The sequence below is a fragment of the Faecalimonas nexilis genome (assembly GCF_059731825.1).
On record NZ_AP029189.1, the window covers coordinates 1137772 to 1155751 of the forward strand.

The 17980-nt window shown below is 37.5% G+C and carries 19 protein-coding genes and 2 pseudogenes; 15 read left to right on the forward strand and 6 right to left on the reverse strand.

Annotated elements, in window-relative coordinates; genetic code table 11:
* Positions 1-33: 33 nt before the first annotated feature.
* The 3 genes and pseudogenes from AC6I5B_RS05630 to AC6I5B_RS05640 all read right to left on the reverse strand — a co-directional run bounded on the left by AC6I5B_RS05630 (position 34) and on the right by AC6I5B_RS05640 (position 3267).
* Positions 34-1071 (reverse strand): tyrosine-type recombinase/integrase, encoded by a 1038-nt coding sequence (locus AC6I5B_RS05630; protein WP_118262634.1) that lies wholly within the window; start codon positions 1069-1071, stop codon positions 34-36.
* Positions 1068-2098, reverse strand: a pseudogene (locus AC6I5B_RS05635) (tyrosine-type recombinase/integrase). The gene AC6I5B_RS05630 and the pseudogene AC6I5B_RS05635 overlap by 4 nt, the downstream one beginning before the upstream one ends.
* Positions 2044-3267 carry a tyrosine-type recombinase/integrase gene (locus AC6I5B_RS05640; RefSeq protein WP_022250142.1) on the reverse strand — a complete coding sequence of 408 codons (1224 nt, stop codon included), beginning with the start codon at positions 3265-3267 and terminating at the stop codon, positions 2044-2046. Before AC6I5B_RS05640 ends, AC6I5B_RS05635 begins: the two are co-directional and overlap by 55 nt.
* 149 nt (positions 3268-3416) lie before the next feature.
* On the opposite strand from AC6I5B_RS05640, the gene tnpB reads away from it, so the two are divergent.
* From tnpB to AC6I5B_RS05680, 8 genes are all read left to right on the forward strand, one after another.
* A complete protein-coding gene (gene tnpB / locus AC6I5B_RS05645; RefSeq protein ID WP_073962808.1) occupies positions 3417-3566 on the forward strand; it encodes an IS66 family insertion sequence element accessory protein TnpB in 150 nt (49 codons plus the stop codon).
* A 151-nt stretch (positions 3567-3717) separates the two neighbouring features.
* A complete protein-coding gene (locus tag AC6I5B_RS05650; protein ID WP_119636217.1) occupies positions 3718-5334 on the forward strand; it encodes an IS66-like element ISRgn2 family transposase in 1617 nt (538 codons plus the stop codon).
* Between the two features lie 191 nt (positions 5335-5525).
* A complete protein-coding gene (locus AC6I5B_RS05655) occupies positions 5526-6515 on the forward strand; it encodes a DUF6560 family protein (RefSeq protein WP_117787411.1) in 990 nt (329 codons plus the stop codon).
* A 123-nt stretch (positions 6516-6638) separates the two neighbouring features.
* Positions 6639-7289: a DUF4368 domain-containing protein gene (locus AC6I5B_RS05660; RefSeq protein WP_083382931.1), complete on the forward strand. Its 651-nt coding sequence runs from the start codon at positions 6639-6641 to the stop codon at positions 7287-7289.
* Positions 7286-7669 (forward strand): TnpV protein, encoded by a 384-nt coding sequence (locus tag AC6I5B_RS05665; protein WP_071143746.1) that lies wholly within the window; start codon positions 7286-7288, stop codon positions 7667-7669. Before AC6I5B_RS05660 ends, AC6I5B_RS05665 begins: the two co-directional genes overlap by 4 nt.
* A 109-nt stretch (positions 7670-7778) precedes the next feature.
* On the forward strand, positions 7779-8027 hold the full coding sequence (locus AC6I5B_RS05670) for a ferredoxin (protein WP_071143747.1): 249 nt from the start codon (positions 7779-7781) through the stop codon (positions 8025-8027).
* A complete protein-coding gene (locus AC6I5B_RS05675) occupies positions 8005-8313 on the forward strand; it encodes a molecular chaperone (protein ID WP_071143748.1) in 309 nt (102 codons plus the stop codon). The genes AC6I5B_RS05670 and AC6I5B_RS05675 overlap by 23 nt, the downstream gene beginning before the upstream one ends.
* Before the next feature lie 214 nt (positions 8314-8527).
* Positions 8528-9004 carry a hypothetical protein gene (locus AC6I5B_RS05680; protein WP_003023125.1) on the forward strand — a complete coding sequence of 159 codons (477 nt, stop codon included), beginning with the start codon at positions 8528-8530 and terminating at the stop codon, positions 9002-9004.
* Between the two features lie 613 nt (positions 9005-9617).
* Here the strand turns inward: AC6I5B_RS05680 and AC6I5B_RS05685 are convergent.
* From AC6I5B_RS05685 to AC6I5B_RS05695, 3 genes are all read right to left on the reverse strand, one after another.
* A complete protein-coding gene (locus tag AC6I5B_RS05685) occupies positions 9618-10100 on the reverse strand; it encodes a hypothetical protein (protein WP_044915059.1) in 483 nt (160 codons plus the stop codon).
* 223 nt (positions 10101-10323) lie between these two features.
* Positions 10324-10803, reverse strand: a complete 480-nt coding sequence (locus AC6I5B_RS05690; protein WP_002322212.1) for an MGMT family protein — start codon at positions 10801-10803, stop codon at positions 10324-10326.
* A gap of 310 nt (positions 10804-11113) precedes the next feature.
* Positions 11114-11785, reverse strand: a complete 672-nt coding sequence (locus tag AC6I5B_RS05695) for a helix-turn-helix domain-containing protein (protein ID WP_002322214.1) — start codon at positions 11783-11785, stop codon at positions 11114-11116.
* 496 nt (positions 11786-12281) lie between these two features.
* Between AC6I5B_RS05695 and AC6I5B_RS05700 the strand changes: the two are divergent.
* The 7 genes and pseudogenes from AC6I5B_RS05700 to AC6I5B_RS05730 all read left to right on the forward strand — a co-directional run.
* Positions 12282-13337, forward strand: a pseudogene (locus AC6I5B_RS05700) (replication initiation factor domain-containing protein); the annotation flags it as partial.
* A 6-nt stretch (positions 13338-13343) separates the two neighbouring features.
* Positions 13344-13547 carry an excisionase gene (locus AC6I5B_RS05705; RefSeq protein ID WP_002607397.1) on the forward strand — a complete coding sequence of 68 codons (204 nt, stop codon included), beginning with the start codon at positions 13344-13346 and terminating at the stop codon, positions 13545-13547.
* Between the two features lie 78 nt (positions 13548-13625).
* Entirely contained in the window at positions 13626-14819 is a 1194-nt protein-coding gene (locus AC6I5B_RS05710; RefSeq protein ID WP_021425046.1) for a site-specific integrase, read from the forward strand.
* A gap of 183 nt (positions 14820-15002) precedes the next feature.
* On the forward strand, positions 15003-15530 hold the full coding sequence (locus AC6I5B_RS05715; protein WP_497773765.1) for a DUF6560 family protein: 528 nt from the start codon (positions 15003-15005) through the stop codon (positions 15528-15530).
* Between the two features lie 283 nt (positions 15531-15813).
* Positions 15814-16563: a hypothetical protein gene (locus tag AC6I5B_RS05720; protein ID WP_019161659.1), complete on the forward strand. Its 750-nt coding sequence runs from the start codon at positions 15814-15816 to the stop codon at positions 16561-16563.
* Between the two features lie 289 nt (positions 16564-16852).
* Complete coding sequence (locus tag AC6I5B_RS05725; protein ID WP_003023131.1) at positions 16853-17233, forward strand: hypothetical protein; 381 nt, start codon at positions 16853-16855, stop codon at positions 17231-17233.
* Between the two features lie 28 nt (positions 17234-17261).
* Positions 17262-17708: a hypothetical protein gene (locus AC6I5B_RS05730; protein ID WP_003023134.1), complete on the forward strand. Its 447-nt coding sequence runs from the start codon at positions 17262-17264 to the stop codon at positions 17706-17708.
* The last annotated feature ends 272 nt before the right edge of the window (positions 17709-17980 follow it).

Here is a 17980-nt window from a genome sequence, read left to right on the forward strand (position 1 = left end):
TTCTAAGAAATCTTCTCGAATAATGATATCCTATTAGTGACTCTTCAAAAAATCAGGAACATTTCTTTCTTCCAAGTCTTCTTCATCAATATAAATCGAACGCGGAAAATTCATTTCGTTCCATTCACGGATATGTTTATCAACTGTTGCCTGTGGACTTTCTGTATAAATCTGTGTCGTTTGAACTGATGCATGTCCAAGGAAAGCTTTTATTACCATAATCGGAACTCCCGCTTCTAACATATGTTGTCCGGTCGTGTGTCTCATACTATGAGGTGAATAGTGTTCTTCTTTGAAAAGATTGGGCGTTTTTTCTTTAGCGAGTTTTATATATTTTTTGTATATTTCTTCCACGCATGATATTGTCATATGCTCATGCGTCTGACTCGAAAATATATGTCTGTCAGGTTCTGTTTCTATTCTGCGATGTCTAATATATTTTCTAAGCATAGATGCACAAGGGTCAGGAATACGTATGCGACGTGCTTTTGAACCTTTTCCTACTATATCAATAGTAGTACCAGTTGATCTGAAATTGACAGATTTTACAGTAAGATCACACACTTCCTGTGCACGTGTGCCTGTTGCATACATAAAGCTTAATAAAACCATGTCTCTTAAACCAGTCTCACTTTTTTGGTCAGGCAGTGCCAGAAGGATCTTTACTTCATCGGTGGTAAAACCAACACGCCGCTTTTTAGGTGCTTTTTTTGATGGAATCCTCAATACAGCACTTCTAAAAGTTGATGCTGCATCAAAGTCATAGTTTTGTGCATACTCGGAAAAAGAATACAGTGCGGCAAGTCTTTGATTTCTGGTTGTAACTGAACATTTACGTTCATTTTCAAGCCATGACATAAAATCGGAAAGCGTATTTACATCTAAACAGTCAAAAGTAATCTCATCTGCTTTCGTGTTTTTGACTGAATACATATATTTTATTAAAAGTGTAAATGTTGTTTTATAAGAGTTGATTGTGTTCTTACTTAACCCACGTGCTTCCGGCATATATGTATTTACATAGTATTCAAGATATTTCATAAAAATCGAAGGAGTCTTCTGCTTTCTCATAAATCAACCTCCGGAAACAGAGATTCTGTGAAATCAGCAAACAAGAGCATATCTTCTTCGAAGAGTTCACTGCTGAATTTCATATATTTTTCACTTTCCACAAGGGATTCATGACCACAATATACAGAAAAATATGGAGAAGCCATATCGATATGATATCCTGCAGTTTCCAGCTGTTTAAAAGCATGGAACATAAAACAATGTCTTAAACAGTGCAGGCATGGAGCACGTTTATGAGGATCTTCATTCCCTTTGATAATACCAGCTTTCCTAAGAATCTTTTTAAATTGGCGTTCAGCAGTTATTGGGGATAAATGTTCGCTTTGTCTTGGGAATAAAAATGGATTATCTATACCATAGATTTTTATCACCTTACAATAATCCTTCAGCATGTTTGTTAATGTTTCATGCATTGGAACTAATCGTTGTTTCTTTTTTTTGAATGTATAATACGGATGACTCCGTTTTCTAGATCCAGATGCTCCATCTTCAAATTTAGAGCTTCGCCTAATCTGAGTCCACAACAATACAAAAGGCGTATGAGAACCGCCATTTCCATATGTATATGCGGAATGCTGCTAAATTTGTTTGTCATTGGATATGCATCAGCAATAGCAAATATATTCGACAATTCCTCATCACTAAATATATAGGGAATATACAAATCTTTCGTTTTCTGGAAGGGCGGAAGATAAACAACTTTTCCCATATCGGCTCTATATTTCATAAAGTTTCGTATAGTCTTTATGTATCCATTAATAGATGCCTCTGGAACACCTACATCATTAAGCCACTGATTTATTATTGTTTGTGGTACAATTTCATCATTATAAGATATTTTTGTAAGATATCTGTCAAAAGAAGACAGGCGATAATTATCCAAACGATAGGTATTCCATGCGAAAGTCGCAACACGATACTCCATGAATGACTGCATGTCGTCTTTAAAACAACTTTTAAAAATCACGGTTCTCATATACGACCTCCTTTCAGGAATTGGTGAAGTGTTCCTGAAGGTGCCGGGCATGCAAGAGCACAATTCCTAAGCATCTGAATATCAAGACGTGCATAGTGCCTGATTGCATTGGGACTATCATGTCCCAGTACTTTTCTTACGGTTTCATAAGATATGCCATCGTTTACCATCGATGACGCAAGAGAAGCTCTCAGACTATGAGGTCCATGTTTTTTACCTGCAATGTTAATACCAGAGCGAATCATATGTTTTTTTACAGCAAATGAGACAACAGAATACGATATTTCTGAATAAGGGGCACATGATTTTAAAAATACATAGTCGCTTGTGGATGCAGGACGATCTGTTGACAGATAATCCATCAGTGCTGTTTTGATTTCTGGCACCATGTAAAGTTCTGAAACACTTCCCGTTTTATTTTGGATAAAGCAGATACGCTGATTTTTGAAATCAAGAGAATCTAATTTAAGCGAGGCAATATCTCCCGCACGCATTCCTAATCGCGAAGCGAGAAGCAATATCGCATAATCTCGTTTTCCGATAGAAGAAGTTCGGTCTACAGCATTTTCGATCTCGATGATTTCAGAGATATCATAAGTTTCAGGAATACGTATACCACGATTGAATTTAGGAACTAATGTTGAAAAATCTTTTTCAATGTATCCTTGTGCAAAAAGATATCTTAAAAAATCTCTTAGTTCAGGATAGAATTCTTTATTCTTAAGATTCACTGAAAACTGAATGATTTCAGAACTATTTATGTATTCAAGACTTTTACAATTGTTTTCATCCAGATAAGTAAGGAATAAATATAACAAGCGTTCTTTAGTCTTTAGAGTAATTGGACGATTTCCTATCTTGCGACAATGTTCAAGATAATCCGCCTTAATAGCGTGATATTGCTCTGGAACAGACAAATCTTTTCGTGGAACGGAATATACGAAACCTGTACCAGAACAGATATTATTTAATCTTCGAATGACTGTCCTGAAAAAACGTTTCGTCGTATAGTTGTAATCTCTTGATTCAACTTCTTTTTTGTAGTATTGATCTGCAACTGATGAAGAATAATCAGTTATGTTATTAGCTAACATGAATTTTTTGATTCGTTTTACATGTTCCTGATACAGTTGTATCGTGCTTTTTGCATACTTTTCTTCTTGAAGTATTAAAGTTAGTTGATCATACAATTCATCAATAGGTATTTGGGTATTATTCATTGGACACCTCCGTCTTATATTAGTAAGTCCAATGATACATCATTATTCGAGAAGATTTCTCTGAAAGTCTTAATTTCTGGACTTTCCAAGAGATTATCTCGAATAATAATTCTCTTCTAATAACAGCACTTATCTAAGAACTCGAATAATTGCTTCTGTATAAACGTATGGAAGTCCAGGGCAGATTCCGCTGGCCCAGAAATCAGTTGGAAGTAAAGCAACTGACCTGGCAGCAATTCGACTGGCTCATGTCCGGTCTTGAAATCGAACAACCAAAAGCATTCAAACCTACGGAATGATTGTGTAAAACCTCTATGCCAGCCAACAAAAATGGAGAGCTTTCCACACCCTGTATCATGTCTGCAATCCCTTGTAAATACTGGGTTTTCTGCTTCCTTTTCATTGCTTTTTATGGTATAATAAGAGCAGTAAAAAAGGAGCAGAAGACATATGGCTGGTAATTCAAAAGATTCAAAAATCCTTGCGTACAAGGACATGATCAACCAACTGAATAAAACGATTTCCGCACAGACAGAACTGATCCAGTCTTTACAAAAAACATTGGAAGCAGACCGTCTGGAAAAAGAAAATCTTCGTCAGCAGATTGAATATCTCACGAAGAAGCTCTTTGGTACTTCCAGTGAAAAACGGAAAGATATCGATGGTCAGCTGAATCTTTTTGATGAAGCCGAGCAGGAAGCAGATCCGACATGGAAACAGGAACTTCCTGATGACATCACTGTTCCGGAACATAAGCGAAAAGCACGACGGACACATGCGGATCTCTTTAAAAATGTTCCTTCCTGCGACGAGATCATTTCTCTTCCGGAGGAGGAGCGGAACTGTCCAACCTGCGGAACGCAGATGGAATGTATTGGGAAAGAATTCGTCCGCCATGAATTCCGGTTTACCCCTGCCAAAGGGAAAGTAGTAAATATCTATCGTGAAACCTATAAATGCCCGGAGTGTGCCATATCAGAGGAACACCCGGATGATCAGACATTTGTCAAAGCGCCTGTTCAGGAACCATTGATCCCGGAAAGTTATGCATCGGAATCCGTTGTAGGATGGGCAATGCACCAGAAGTACCAGAATGGTCTGCCATTAAACCGGCAGGAATCGGAATGGAAGCAGCTGGGTGTCCCATTGAGCCGGGCTACGCTTGCTAACTGGATCATTTACTGTACCGAGAATTACCTCTGCCATGTTTATGATTATTTTCACCGTCAGTTACGGATGCGTAAATATCTGATGGCAGATGAAACTCGGGTTCAGGTACTGAATGAGCCGGAGCGCAATCCTGAAACAGATTCCTGGATGTGGCTCTTCCGCAGTGGAGAAGATGGGCTTCCGCCGATCCTGCTCTATCATTACACAGAGACAAGGGCAAAGTTCCATGCAGCATCTTTCCTGCAGGGGTTCCGTGGATATCTGGAGACCGACGGATACCAGGGTTATAACAATCTGCCGGATATCAAACGCTGCTCTTGCTGGGCACATGTGAGACGTTATTTCACAGATGCCATACCGAAAGGGAAAGAGTATGATTACAGCCTTCCGGCGGTGCAGGGAGTACAATTTTGCTCCAAGCTGTTTGATTGTGAGCGGTACTCAAAAGCAAAAAATCATACTGCGGAGCAGAGAAAACAGTTCCGTCTTGAAAAGGAGAAGCCGATACTGGAGGCATTCTGGATTTGGCTGGATCAACAGCGTCCAAACAAGGGAACCCGTTTGGCGAAAGCGGTGAACTATGCCCAAAATCGGAAAGACACCCTGATGACCTATCTGGAAGATGGTCATTGCAGTTTATCCAACAATCTTAGCGAGAATGCAATCAGACCATTCACTGTTGGTCGGAGGAACTGGCTGTTCAGTGCCAGTCCGAAGGGAGCGGCCTCTAGTGCTATTGTGTATACAATGGTTGAGATGGCAAAAGCGAATGACCTGAATACCTACAAATATCTGACATACCTCTTATCACAGCGGCCAGACGATAAAATGTCAGATGAACAGCTGGAACAGCTTGCCCCATGGAGCGAGACTGCGAAAGCAAACTGTCAAAACTAAACATAGAGCAAAACGCTTGCATCTATCATTTTGGTGCAAGCGTGATTCATGGGCAGCGTAGCAATATTTTGCGCTTACAATAGAAAACAGTGATGATTGGATAATGTTGATATTAAGCAACAATATTAAGGTCGATAAAGATGGTGAAGAAACGTTAGAAATTTGTGGAGTAATGGGATAGGAGACCAGCTATGAATATTAAAGAACTTGTACCAGTAATCAGCATTCTTTTATCCATAAGAATAGCTGAATACGCTATGAAAAAATATAAGGAACAGAAAGACGTTGAGGTAACAAAAAAGCAGAAATCCAGAAAGCAGACAAAAAAATATATAATTACAGCACCCAGCATCTTGAAAGTAGGATTACCATGCGGAATATTTTTTGGTTGTACAACTATTGCTTTTATTTTAAGTCAGATCTTCAAATGGGAATTTGTACAACAGATAGAAAATTGTTATTTTATGTTGATTTGTTTGTTGGTATCTATAGGATTTACAGTATTAGGAATTGTTCTGACATTATATGGATACATATGGAAGATAGAATATGACACACAAGAGATTATCTACCGTTCTGCATTAGGAATTACAAGGAAATATAGAATTGAAGATATTACAAGATGCGTAGGAAAGAGAAGAAATCAATATCGCTTTTATCAGGGGGAGAAAAAGATATTCCAGTATGAAATGGATGCAGAAGGAGATGTTTATGATTTACTAATTATTTTGAAAAAAAGGGGGATAGATGAAGAAGAATTGATTCCATCTACGAAAGAGCACTGCATCGTAGAGCCAATGATTATCCGGAAAATATTGCCTATCATAGGTTTCTGCATTTATACTTTTTTTACAACTGTATTATTTTTGACTCGAGATGGGAAAATTTGGATGTATCTGTTGCTGGGAGTGATAGATTTACTGTTGCTTTATTACAGCGGTGTCTATTGGTATGATCAACTGGAAGTACAAGACAAACTTTATAAGAAAGATTTTCTAAAGAAAATGCGGACAGTTGAATTTAAAGAGATTACAAAGGTTGAGCAACACAAAAGTATAATAGAAAAGGAGTACATAATTATTTATGTAAAAGGAGAAAAACCAATAAAAATAGACAGATATAATGAAAATGTAGAAGTTTTGCTAATGAGATTAAAGGATGAAAAAATATCTGTAATGTGATTGATAAATAATGTGGAAGATTAGGATAAAGAAGAAGCAGTACTTATTCGGATAAAAAAGGAAAGCCATTATGTTTCTTTGAATGAGCAGGAGTTTGTCTATTCTCTGCAAGAAGAATCGGCGATGAAAGATATTGCTATTTCTGAAACTGTAAAAAACCGCATTGAAAGAAATCAGAAGCGAGTTCACGAACTGGATATGCTTATCAGGAAAATCTATGAAGATAATGTGATTGGAAGATTGCCGGACAGACTTTTTCAGAGTATGCTTACTGATTATGAAAATGAGCAGAACGAGCTGAACAAGATTATTGAGACTGACACCGCTGATATGCAACGGATTATAGGCGGTCAAAATAATGTGGAGCGTTTTCTAAAGCTGGTCAAAAAGTATGAGAACATTACAGAACTTACTCCTGCCATGATAAATGAATTTATCGACAAAATTCTGGTTCACGAGCCACAAGGAAAAGGTGCAGACCGCACCACAGAGGTGGAGATATATCTTAACTATGTCGGGCAATTTCAAGTACCTGTGGAGCAGCATGAACCAACAGAGGAAGAAAGGATTGCTGCTGAAAAAGAGGCGGAACGACTTCGCAGAAAACGAGAATCCAATCGTAAGTATATGAAAAAGATTCGTGAGAAATCAAAAGAATTTGCGGAGCATGAGCGTATACCAGAAGAAAAAAGCTCTGATAGCAATGTGTGTTTTGAACAGAACGCCACAAGCAAATCAAATCGGCAAAAAGTGAAAGGAGAAAAAATAGCATGACAGAATTGAAACCACGAATCCATGATGAAAGCAATGGTCTGGACTATGTTCTTGTGGGCGATTACTATGTGCCGGACTTGAAGCTGCCGGAGGAACACCGCCCTATCGGTATGTGGGGCAGACTGCACAGGACATATTTGGAGCAGTACCGCCCTGCAAGGTTATCTGCCCTCTGTTTATCCGGCGAACTGCATACTTACCTTGCTGACCTGAACGAACAGGCAGCGGAAAGGTGCAGCCTTATCATTGAGCAGATGAAACAAGCCGAGGGTGTGACCGAAACCATGAAAGCAGACAATCAGATGTTGTGGGTACAGTCCATGAACTCTATCCGTAACCGAGCCGAAGAAATCATCAGACAGGAAATGATTTACTGCTGATTTTATCAAGTCCAAAACCAACAATTTTATATCGTCAACGAAGCGACAGGTATTTCCTTATGAAGTGTCTGTCGCTTTTCATTTATCAAACTTTAAGGAGGAAAACACAATGAAGATGAACCGGAATGAAATGGAAGCCCTTTATGCCTTTGGCTGTCCGAACCTGAAAGCAACTGTCGAGCGTTTGCGTATGGTGGCTGCCCTTGCACCCGATCCGGCGGCGAAGAAGCTGTTTTATATGCTTTCCGTCAAGCTGAGTGCTGAGGGTGTTGAAAGGTGGTATCGTTGCTTTTACCGCAGGCTGAGGGTGTTGAAAAACCGTAGGGAGGGCTGCTATGACGAGACTGACGAAGATTGAGAAAGAAACAATCGTTCTCTTTAATGAGGGCGAGGACAAGGCAAATATCTACACCCACAACGCCGGATTGAAAAAGAGGTTGGCTGCTTTTGCTAAGAAGTACCCTGACCTTTGCCGACTGGAAAAATCCAATGTTCAAGGCGGTGTTTCTTATGTGCTGGCAAAGTCCCGTCTGTCTATCCGCTTCCTGCCGCCTTACAGCGAGGAACGCAGACAGAAAGCCAGTGAATATGCGAAAAAGCATGGGCTGAACAGCCAGCAGGGATACTGTGATAATCAGGGCTGATATGCGGTTAAAATGTCAGGTGCAAACCTGATGTTTTGACCGTTGCCTATCGCCTGTGAGGAAAGTATCGGAGACTATAAATTTTACGGAAATGTGCGTTACAAGGTTTGAACAGGAACTCTGTACACAAAATTTTTTCTTCTATTCTTTAGGCTGATGAAGTATAATAGACAAAAGATAATTTTAGAAGTGAGCTTTTCGGGAGGCAGTATATATGGAAAAAAGTAAGGTAGAATTTGTATATAAAAATATTTCTTCATTAAACAAGATAAGTATAGTGAATAAAAAAATATTTCGTATTTTGCCATATATTTGTGTGCCATCACTTGCTATAGGGGGGATTGCGGTTTTCCTAAAAGAAATGTTGCCTATAAAAGGAGTGTTGCCTAATTATATTAGACTTGTTTGCTTAGTCATATTTTTCTTAACCTTTTTGATGTGGTTGGTGTCTTTCTTTTTTGAATACATTTTCCTGTTTTTATGGAAATGCCCTGTATGTAAAGGAAAATTTCCATGGTATAAGACTACTTTGGGATATTTAGGAGAAGAAGGAGGTAGTCTTGTAAATAAAGAAGTTAAAGATATTTGTGACCGCAAGAATAAGAAAATATCTTTAATTCAATATGAAAATAGCAATTTAATCATTCCCAAAAAGTGTCCGCATTGTGGTGAAGTTATATGGAAAAAATAATTTTTGTAGATTACCTGTAATCTGCCACAACTGAATATGACCGTTAAGGTCAGATGAAGAAACTGATGTATTGAGCGTAAAGCGATCATGCGTCGGTTTTTCTTATTTCATGAGCTGACAGAATTCCGACTGTATATCACCCGTGAGGAAAGTATCGGGGACTATGGATTTTGCAGAAATGTGCGTTACAAGGCTTGAACAGGAACTCTGCACACAAAATTTTTTCTTCCATTCTTTAAGTTGATGAAGTATAATAAAATATGAAAAATTGAGGTTTTTAATGCTCGATTTCAAACAATCATTTTTATATATCTGGAACTATGGAGGGCAAAATGAATGATTTTTTACGAATGTGTTTTAATATAAATTTTATATCTAATTTTCGATTATCCGCATAAACACTATACTTTCAAGTATTTTGAAGTATAGAAAAAACTCATTTTACCACGAATTTACCACGATTGAATGAGCCTTGATATGACCTATAAAATAACACCCAAAAGACATCATTACACCTAAATGGTGTCTTTTTAAAAAGCAGTCAATCCTAAGACTAACTGCTTTGTGTGTATGGATATGAAATTGTCAAACTGGGATTTACTTATATCTATTCCTATAAAAGTGTCAATATATATCCGTCTATCAGAGCAATTAGCAGATACATAATAAAGGCTCTGATAAACGCTTCTATATGCTTTTTCGGATTTTGATACAATTCCTTTTCTGGCATTTTTCTTAAACGAACACGCTTTGTATTCCGCCACCATAAAAGGTCTACAATAAATAAGTCAAAGATATTCAATCCCTGTCCTATAATACTTAAACAAAGAAAATTATGTGTGAAGCCATTTTCTTTGATAAACAACCCTAATATAAATAGTACGAACAGAAATAACAGAAAATTGGATATAAATGTAACCACTTTATTGCTTTCCTTAAATTTTCCTTGATATTCTGCAATACTCTTTATTCGATTTTGCACTTCATCTGGATAAGATGAATAGCTTTTTAAATTTTTGTTATCTGTACCTGTTCCCCAAAAACATATTAGAAAAAACGCGATACATAAAATTACGGTTTCGATTATTATAATCATTCTGTTTCACTCCAAATTCTAATTTGTCCGTTTCTTCATATCCACATTATATCATTTTCATATCTGCACCACAATAAAATTTTATGCACCGATAATCTTATTGAACAGCTCTAACAAACACCATTTCATCACTCCAATCTGAAATTTAGGTATGAAAAAAGCAGTCAATCCTAAGACTAACTGCTTTGTGTATAGAGATATGAAATTGTGAAATAGAATTTGCCTATTTCAAATCAAAAAGAGAATTTTCATAGTCCTTTACATAGTATCGTATATTTTTACGCCCCTTTTGAATAATGGTATGTCCCTCTGCTTCTAATTTTTCTTTCTGTGCTTCAATACCATTTGGATATTTAGCATTTAATTCTCCGTTTGCTTTTAATGTTCTCCAATAGGGTGTTTCATCTTCGGAACGCTGATAACTCGCCCACGCTACAATAGAAACAAATATACCCGCTGTAATCGGCTCTGTAAAATCTGCACCACTCAATTTTGCAAAGTGTTCTCGTATTTTTCCAACCGTAATCACTTTACCATACGGAACTTTTTTCATTACTTTGTCATAGTCAATCGGGGGAGCAAAATACATTTTGTTTCCACCATATTTCTCAATACTTTTCTGGTCTATGATAATTTGAAATTTTGGCATATCCTTACTATCATGCAACATAGCATTAAAATCTTTTTTATCTTCATTTGCCATTTGTGCCACCTCCTACTTTAAGGATAGTCTGTTTCTTATTTCCATGCAATGAGGCTGTTTGAAAATTATTAACACTTTCAAATTTGTCGCTTTCTTCATATCCATATTATAACAGTTCCATATATCCGCCACAATAAAAATCAGCATACCCTTAGCATTTATGGAACAAAAATGCACACTTTTTCTTTCTTCCTCTTGATTACCCCACAACAGAAAAGAAAAAGCCCTGTCAAGAGCCTTGCCACCATTGGTGGTGCTTTGCACTCTTTACTGGGCTTTTTGTTTGCTGTATCTTCCATGCAAGAGGAAATTAAAGACCTCTGTTCCATTTCGCCTTTAGATAATCTTCATAGTCTGCTTCATTGAAGTCTACTTGTGGAGAAGTGTCGGGAATGTTGTTTCTGTTGTCTATATCCGCAAGCTGACGAAATATCCAATCATCATAAGGGTCATGGTATTTATACTCTTTGGGCTGTTCTCTGTATCGGTCTAACCCTCGCATTTCCTTATGCACTTTTATCATGCGTTCCAGTTTTTGACGCTGTATCAACTGCTTGATTTCCATAAGTTCTTCCAACTCCGTAACCTCATTGGTAATGTAGTTATGGATATACTGTATGAGTTTATATGCCTTGTAAAATGTGCATTCTTTTTCATCATCGAAAAATTCATTTTCAGACAGGTAATCTAAGGAAACATTGAAGTCTTGTTCCCGTTTGATAATATCCATGATATAGGGCTCGGTGTGGTCAATATACTTCCATTCTCCCGACAATAATTCATTGGGCGTTACACCCAGCACGTCCATTATCTTCTCTAACGTATCAAAGGTAGGATAATTCACGCCACGTTCAATCTTGGAAAGGCTCTGCATATTGATACCGATTTTGTCCGCAAGTTCCTGTTGTTTCATTCCTCTGTGTTTTCTTATGGTCTGTATGTTTTCTCCTAAGAAACTGATTTTCTTTTCATAATGCTCCATAACTTAGTATAACCGCTCCTTTCGTTGCTTTTCTTGGTATTTATAAGCATATCATACTTAATCTATATCTAAAAGTCAACAAAAACTTCTTGACAAGTAATTCTAATGGAGTTATTATCGTATTAGACAGAGTGATTAAGCACGCTAGGGTCAATCACACGCTTGAGTAAGCATATAAAATATATATTTTCACTTTGATAGCATGAATAAGCATGGACTATCAGACCGAAAATAAGGTTTCTGACTGGGGCTGTTCCGTTTAGCCACGAGCCTTACAAGGCTCGTGAGCGTTAAGAACGGGGCAGACACAGGAAGAAAGGGAACGCCTTTAGGCGTTCGTAAAGGGCGTATATGTAACACCGCCCTGCGCATACATGTCATAGTACCTAGAAACTGTGATAAATAAAGGAAAAAACACGATTTTTACCCCGCAAAAAAACGGGAAGTACGAAAGGAGTAATGCACTATAACTGCACACAAAAATTTATCCGTTAAGATTGATTACATCAGTATTGTATTTGATACGGCAACCGCTGAAGATGTAATCATGCACATTTTAGGTTTACCGACTGACATTTTCAATGTCTATCCGGCAAGCATTAAATACAAAACCTATCAAGCACGCTGGCAGATTGGAGATATTTATGTATCGGGGGACGCAAGAAAAACAGAGGACAACCCACAAGGGTTAGGCTGTTATCTTGTTATGACTGGCAGAGGTTGTGATGATATTTTCTGTATTCTCGACAGTAGGAATTATACCTTTGGGGATATGTTCCGACGTTGTGAGCGAAGATACGGACGGGATAACTTCCACTTCACAAGACTTGATATTGCCATTGATGACAAAAACGAAAAGCCATTCTTTACCATAGAGCAGATAAAGAAGAAATGCGAAAAAGAGGAATTTATCTCCAATAGTGAGGGCTACCACTTTGATGAAAGCAAGTTTGACGATTTCGACACCGCAAAGACTGTTTATATCGGTGCTGGAAAATCTGGATTATCCTACCGCTTTTATGATAAGGATAAAGAAGTCTGTTCAAAACATAATAAGACGCTTGAGGAAGTCGGCAGTTGGAAACGGACAGAAATGCAACTGCGTGATGATAAGGCTCATGCTTTTGCCATGACATTCAAGGACAGACCGCTGGAACTTGGGGAACTGGCTTTCGGGCTACTGGCAAACAACCTACGCTTTGTCGTGCCAAACAGAAACGAAAGTAATAAAAGCAGGTGGAAAACGTGTCGATTTTGGGAACGCTTTTTAGGGGCTGTGGAAGTCTTGAAACTGCAAGTACCAAAACAGCAAAATTCCCTTGAGGAAACACAGCAATGGCTCACAGAGGGTGGCGTGATTTCCGCTGTCAAAAGTTTTTACTTCTTGGAAGAACATGACGCATTAGGTGGACTGGAAAAAGTGGGAACTATGCTTGATAAGGCAAGATACAGCAATTCCCTTTCCAGTAAATTAACCGCCCATTTACAGAGGATAAACCGCACCGACCTTATCCCCTATATCCAGTATGACACGAAACATGGGAAAGGGGGGTATCTGATGAATAACAACGATATTCCCGTATGGGAAAAATACACCCTTACCATTGAAGAAGCGTCAAAGTATTTCCGTATCGGAGAAAACAAGTTAAGACGATTGGCAGAGGAAAACAAGGACGCTGGCTGGCTCATTATGAATGGCAACCGCATACAGATTAAACGCCGACAGTTTGAACAGGTTATTGATAAATTGGACGCAATCTAATGCAAATGAGCCTTGTATGTGTTATGATGAACACAAGTCATATCAAGGTTCTTTCCAACAAGGAAAGGAGCAGACACCATGAAAGAAAAAAGACGGGATAACAAAGGACGTATCCTGCATACTGGAGAGAGCCAACGAACAGACGGAAAATACTTATATAAATATGTGGACGCATTTGGAAACACAAAATATGTGTATGCTTGGAGATTGACACCCACAGACCCGACACCAAAGGGAAAACGGGAAAAACTCTCACTTCGTGAACTGGAACAGCAGATAAGACGGGATATTGAGGACGGTATCGACAGCACAGGCAAGAAAATGACACTTTGTCAACTCTATGCCAAACAGAACGCACAAAGGGCAAATGTGAAGAAAAGCACAATGAAACAACGGGAACAACTCATGCGGTTATTGAAAGAGGATAAGTTAGGTGCTAGGAGCATTGATACGATAAAACCCTCTGACGCTAAGGAATGGGCGTTACGCATGAAAGACAAAGGCTTTTCCTATAACACCATTAACAACCATAAACGCTCGTTAAAAGCGTCATTCTATATCGCCATACAAGACGATTGTGTAAGGAAAAACCCTTTTGATTTCAAGTTAAGTGAAGTCCTAGAAAATGATACCAAAGAGAAAGTCGCATTGACAGAGGAACAGGAACAAGCCTTACTCTCATTCATCAAGACGGACAATGTGTATCACAAGTATTATGATGATGTGCTGATACTGTTAAAGACAGGACTTCGTATCTCGGAACTGTGCGGACTGACAGTAGCCGATATTGATTTTAAGAATGAAGTTGTGATTATCGACCACCAGTTACTAAAGAGCAAGGAACAGGGCTATTATATTGAAACGCCTAAAACAAAGAGCGGAATAAGGCAAGTGCCATTAAGCAGAGAAACAATACAGGCATTTCAACGGGTTATGAAGAAACACCCAAAGGCAGAACCATTTGTGATAGACGGACGGAGCAATTTCCTATTTGTCAATCATAAAGGCAAGCCCAAAGTTGCGATTGATTACAACGCCTTATTTGTCCGTATGATAAAGAAATACAACAAGCACCACAAGGACAATCCCTTGCCACATATCACACCGCATACGCTACGCCATACATTCTGCACAAGGCTGGCAAGCAAGAACATGAACCCAAAAGATTTACAGTATATCATGGGGCATTCAAACATCAGTATCACAATGAACTGGTATGCTCATGCGTCCATAGATACCGCAAAATCAGAGGTTCAGCGTCTAATCGCATAAAAGTATTTACCACGATTTTAACCACGTTTGATAGAGAAAATATAGGAAGATAGACCTAGATATGTGAGGTTTACCACAAAAGCAAAATGCCCGTAGAGCCGATAAAATAAGGCTTTGCGGACATTTAAGAAGATATAAAAAGATAGTCAAAAAGACATATATAATTTTATTTGAATTACACAAATAGGTCCCTATTTAGTTGTACTTCTTCTTTTGAAATATCTTGTAAATCTTCAACAAAAGAGAGCTAAAGAACGAGAGGAAGAACAGAAAAAGGGAATAATTAGGACGCATTATATAATAAAAACCGAAAAAGTACTTACTATGTTTTTTGTATTGGCGGTGTTTCTTTTTGGGGGAGCTACGGTAGCCAGTGCTATTCAACAAGATGATTTATTGCCACCAATTGGTTTTAGTATTTTCTTTATTGTTTCTTTAATCGGCTCATTGAACATGATTATGTGGAAACTGGAAGTGAACGGAGATGAAATCACATGGCGTTCAACTTTTGGAAGAAAGAGAACTTTTCGCTTTGAAGATATTACATATTGCGAGATGAAGGGAAATTCTATTCGTGTATATGTCAATGGCAAAAAATTATTCACTATTGACAGCGGTGTTGATGATAGTGAATTTATGGAGGATATAGAGAGAAGAAGAATCCCTGTAAAATCTTACTGGGCAAATCAGCATAAGAAAAATCGTAAATGACATAGATTTTATAACAGTACGATGTTAAACAACTGAATATGACCGTCAAGGTCAGATGAAGAAACCGATGTATTGAGCGTAAAGCGATCATGCGTCGGTTTTTCTTACATGAGCTGACAGAATTCCGACTGTATATCACCCGTGAGGAAAGTATCGGTGACTATGGATTTTGCATAAATGCGCGTTACGGGTAAGTAAAAAACTACTTGATAGAGTGTGAATTGAATTGTTCATGTCGGTATGATATAATTTACTGAAATGAAGCAAGAAGGTGGACTTTTGTATGAAAAAATTTTTGAAAATATTGCTAATCATTATAGGAATAGTTTTTTTAATTTTTGCAGCGCTGATATGTATTGGACTGTTTGTTGATTATGATGACCATATTGAAAATGGTCGTTATACTTATGTTCCGGAAGAAGAAAACAAAGGAAATGAGTATATTGAGTTTAAGTTGACAGATAATGGCAAAGACGATTCTAAACTTACATATTATAACTCTATCGAAGAAGCTATTTTGAATTCCCCCTTAAAAGCAGAACATGAAAATTTATCAGCTCCAGAAGATTTTCTTAATCATGTTGATGAAATATTGCATATATGGAATGGCAAACAGTATGATACGGTTTTCTATCGGGCAGGAAGTGATAACGATCCCGTTCAAGGTTTTGTGATTGTACGCTGCAAAAAAAAGATAGAAAATGAAAGTACACAATATGCGTTTGTAAATGCTACACCAGCTACCACTACACCAGATACCACTTATGGGGGAGACTTCAAAAAATTTATCCATTTATCTTTAACAATAAGTGATATTCAACAAGACTTAAATCCAAATTATCCGGATACCAGATTCGTTTTTGGCTATGCACATGATAAAGAAATTTACTCATTAGAAGTAGAAGGTCAAAAGCCAGATGGGATTATAGAATATGAAGAATATGGTAGAACGATGTATATGTGGTATTATAACGATTTGAAAAGCAATAAAAGAGGCGATTGTCTGAGCTACTCAGTAGATGTGCCAGAGTAATTTTTCAAATTGGCTAATCTGCCACAACTGAATATGACCGTCAAGGTCAGATGAAGAAACCGATGTATTGAGCGTAAAGCGATCATGCGTCGGTTTTTCTTATTTCATGAGCTGACAGAATTCCGACTGTATATCACCCGTGAGGAAAGTATCGGGGACTATGGATTTTGCATAAATGCGCGTTACAAGGCTTGAACAGGAACTCTGCACACAAATTTTTTCTTCCATTCGTTAAGTTGATGAAGTATAATGAAAAATAAGATAAAGTTAATTCTTGGAGGTGTTATTCATGTTTGGTTTTAAGAAAAATGAAAAGCCAACGCTCATTATTGAAGCAAAAGATCTAATGGAAATTATCAAGTCTGATTATGATAATGATATGGCTTTTACTCTTATTGAGTTTTCCTATAATGAGAAAAAATATGTGATGGGTTCCTGTGTTTTACCTGCTAACGCAGAGGAATGTAAAGAAAATATATCTTTTATATTTCAAGACAGAGTTTTTGAAAGTTTTGAGGAATTTCAAACTGCTATTATTATAGATAATAAAAACATCTTACAATTAGAAAAACCCCTTGAAATTTTAAGAGCAGGAATTATTGATAATGAGCCTATGCTGAAAACGCCATGGGGAGATAAAAGATTAGCTGATAAAGCTGTTAATAAATAGCGTGTCGCTTTGAAAGGAGTACAAATTTATGGCATTATTGATGTTTAGAACTTTTGGAGTGATTATAGTATCATTTATAGTCTTAATTATGTATGTTTTGCATAGAAAGAAAAATGGGAAGTTTATAAAACGAAAGGCTGTCAATGAAGAAGAAAAAATAAAATATCAAAAATGGGAAAAAATAATCAATGTGATGGCAGTTGTTGGGTTATTGATTCTCGGTATATTTATAACTGTTCCTTGTTGCTTGGATATACCTTATTTACTATCTAACAATTTAGTTGAAGTTACCGGAGAAGTTACACAAGGTGCAATGTCAGGAGAAAACTCTAATAGTGAAAGAAGAATACATATTAGAGATGAGAAAACTGGAGAAGAACATTCATTAAAATATTGGGGAACAGGTAGCGATTTAGGAGATAAGATAACTGTAAGGTATTTACCACACACAGAATATGGGTATGTAGTTGAATAGAATAAAAATAAATATCCTATTTTGTTTTGGGAAATTTGTAGATTACCTGTAATCTGCCACAACTGAATATGACCGTCAAGGTCAGATAAAGAAACCGATGTATTGAGCGTAAAGCGATCATGCGTCGGTTTTTCTTATTTCATGAGCTGACAGAATTCCGACTGTATATCACCCGTGAGGAAAGTATCGGGGACTATGGATTTTGCAGAAATGTGCGTTACAAGGCTTGAACAGGAACTCTGTACACAAAATTTTTTCTTCCATTCTTTAAG

Bases quoted from the DNA above. Each gene is read 5' to 3' on its own strand.
- AC6I5B_RS05630 (WP_118262634.1), bottom strand. From the start codon at position 1,071: ATGAGAAAGCAGAAGACTCCTTCGATTTTTATGAAATATCTTGAATAC.
- AC6I5B_RS05640 (WP_022250142.1), bottom strand. From the start codon at position 3,267: ATGAATAATACCCAAATACCTATTGATGAATTGTATGATCAACTAACT.
- AC6I5B_RS05650 (WP_119636217.1), top strand. From the start codon at position 3,718: ATGGCTGGTAATTCAAAAGATTCAAAAATCCTTGCGTACAAGGACATG.
- AC6I5B_RS05655 (WP_117787411.1), top strand. From the start codon at position 5,526: ATGAATATTAAAGAACTTGTACCAGTAATCAGCATTCTTTTATCCATA.
- AC6I5B_RS05660 (WP_083382931.1), top strand. From the start codon at position 6,639: ATGAAAGATATTGCTATTTCTGAAACTGTAAAAAACCGCATTGAAAGA.
- AC6I5B_RS05665 (WP_071143746.1), top strand. From the start codon at position 7,286: ATGACAGAATTGAAACCACGAATCCATGATGAAAGCAATGGTCTGGAC.
- AC6I5B_RS05670 (WP_071143747.1), top strand. From the start codon at position 7,779: ATGAAGATGAACCGGAATGAAATGGAAGCCCTTTATGCCTTTGGCTGT.
- AC6I5B_RS05675 (WP_071143748.1), top strand. From the start codon at position 8,005: ATGACGAGACTGACGAAGATTGAGAAAGAAACAATCGTTCTCTTTAAT.
- AC6I5B_RS05680 (WP_003023125.1), top strand. From the start codon at position 8,528: ATGGAAAAAAGTAAGGTAGAATTTGTATATAAAAATATTTCTTCATTA.
- AC6I5B_RS05685 (WP_044915059.1), bottom strand. From the start codon at position 10,100: ATGATTATAATAATCGAAACCGTAATTTTATGTATCGCGTTTTTTCTA.
- AC6I5B_RS05690 (WP_002322212.1), bottom strand. From the start codon at position 10,803: ATGGCAAATGAAGATAAAAAAGATTTTAATGCTATGTTGCATGATAGT.
- AC6I5B_RS05695 (WP_002322214.1), bottom strand. From the start codon at position 11,785: ATGGAGCATTATGAAAAGAAAATCAGTTTCTTAGGAGAAAACATACAG.
- AC6I5B_RS05705 (WP_002607397.1), top strand. From the start codon at position 13,344: ATGAATAACAACGATATTCCCGTATGGGAAAAATACACCCTTACCATT.
- AC6I5B_RS05710 (WP_021425046.1), top strand. From the start codon at position 13,626: ATGAAAGAAAAAAGACGGGATAACAAAGGACGTATCCTGCATACTGGA.
- AC6I5B_RS05720 (WP_019161659.1), top strand. From the start codon at position 15,814: ATGAAAAAATTTTTGAAAATATTGCTAATCATTATAGGAATAGTTTTT.
- AC6I5B_RS05725 (WP_003023131.1), top strand. From the start codon at position 16,853: ATGTTTGGTTTTAAGAAAAATGAAAAGCCAACGCTCATTATTGAAGCA.
- AC6I5B_RS05730 (WP_003023134.1), top strand. From the start codon at position 17,262: ATGGCATTATTGATGTTTAGAACTTTTGGAGTGATTATAGTATCATTT.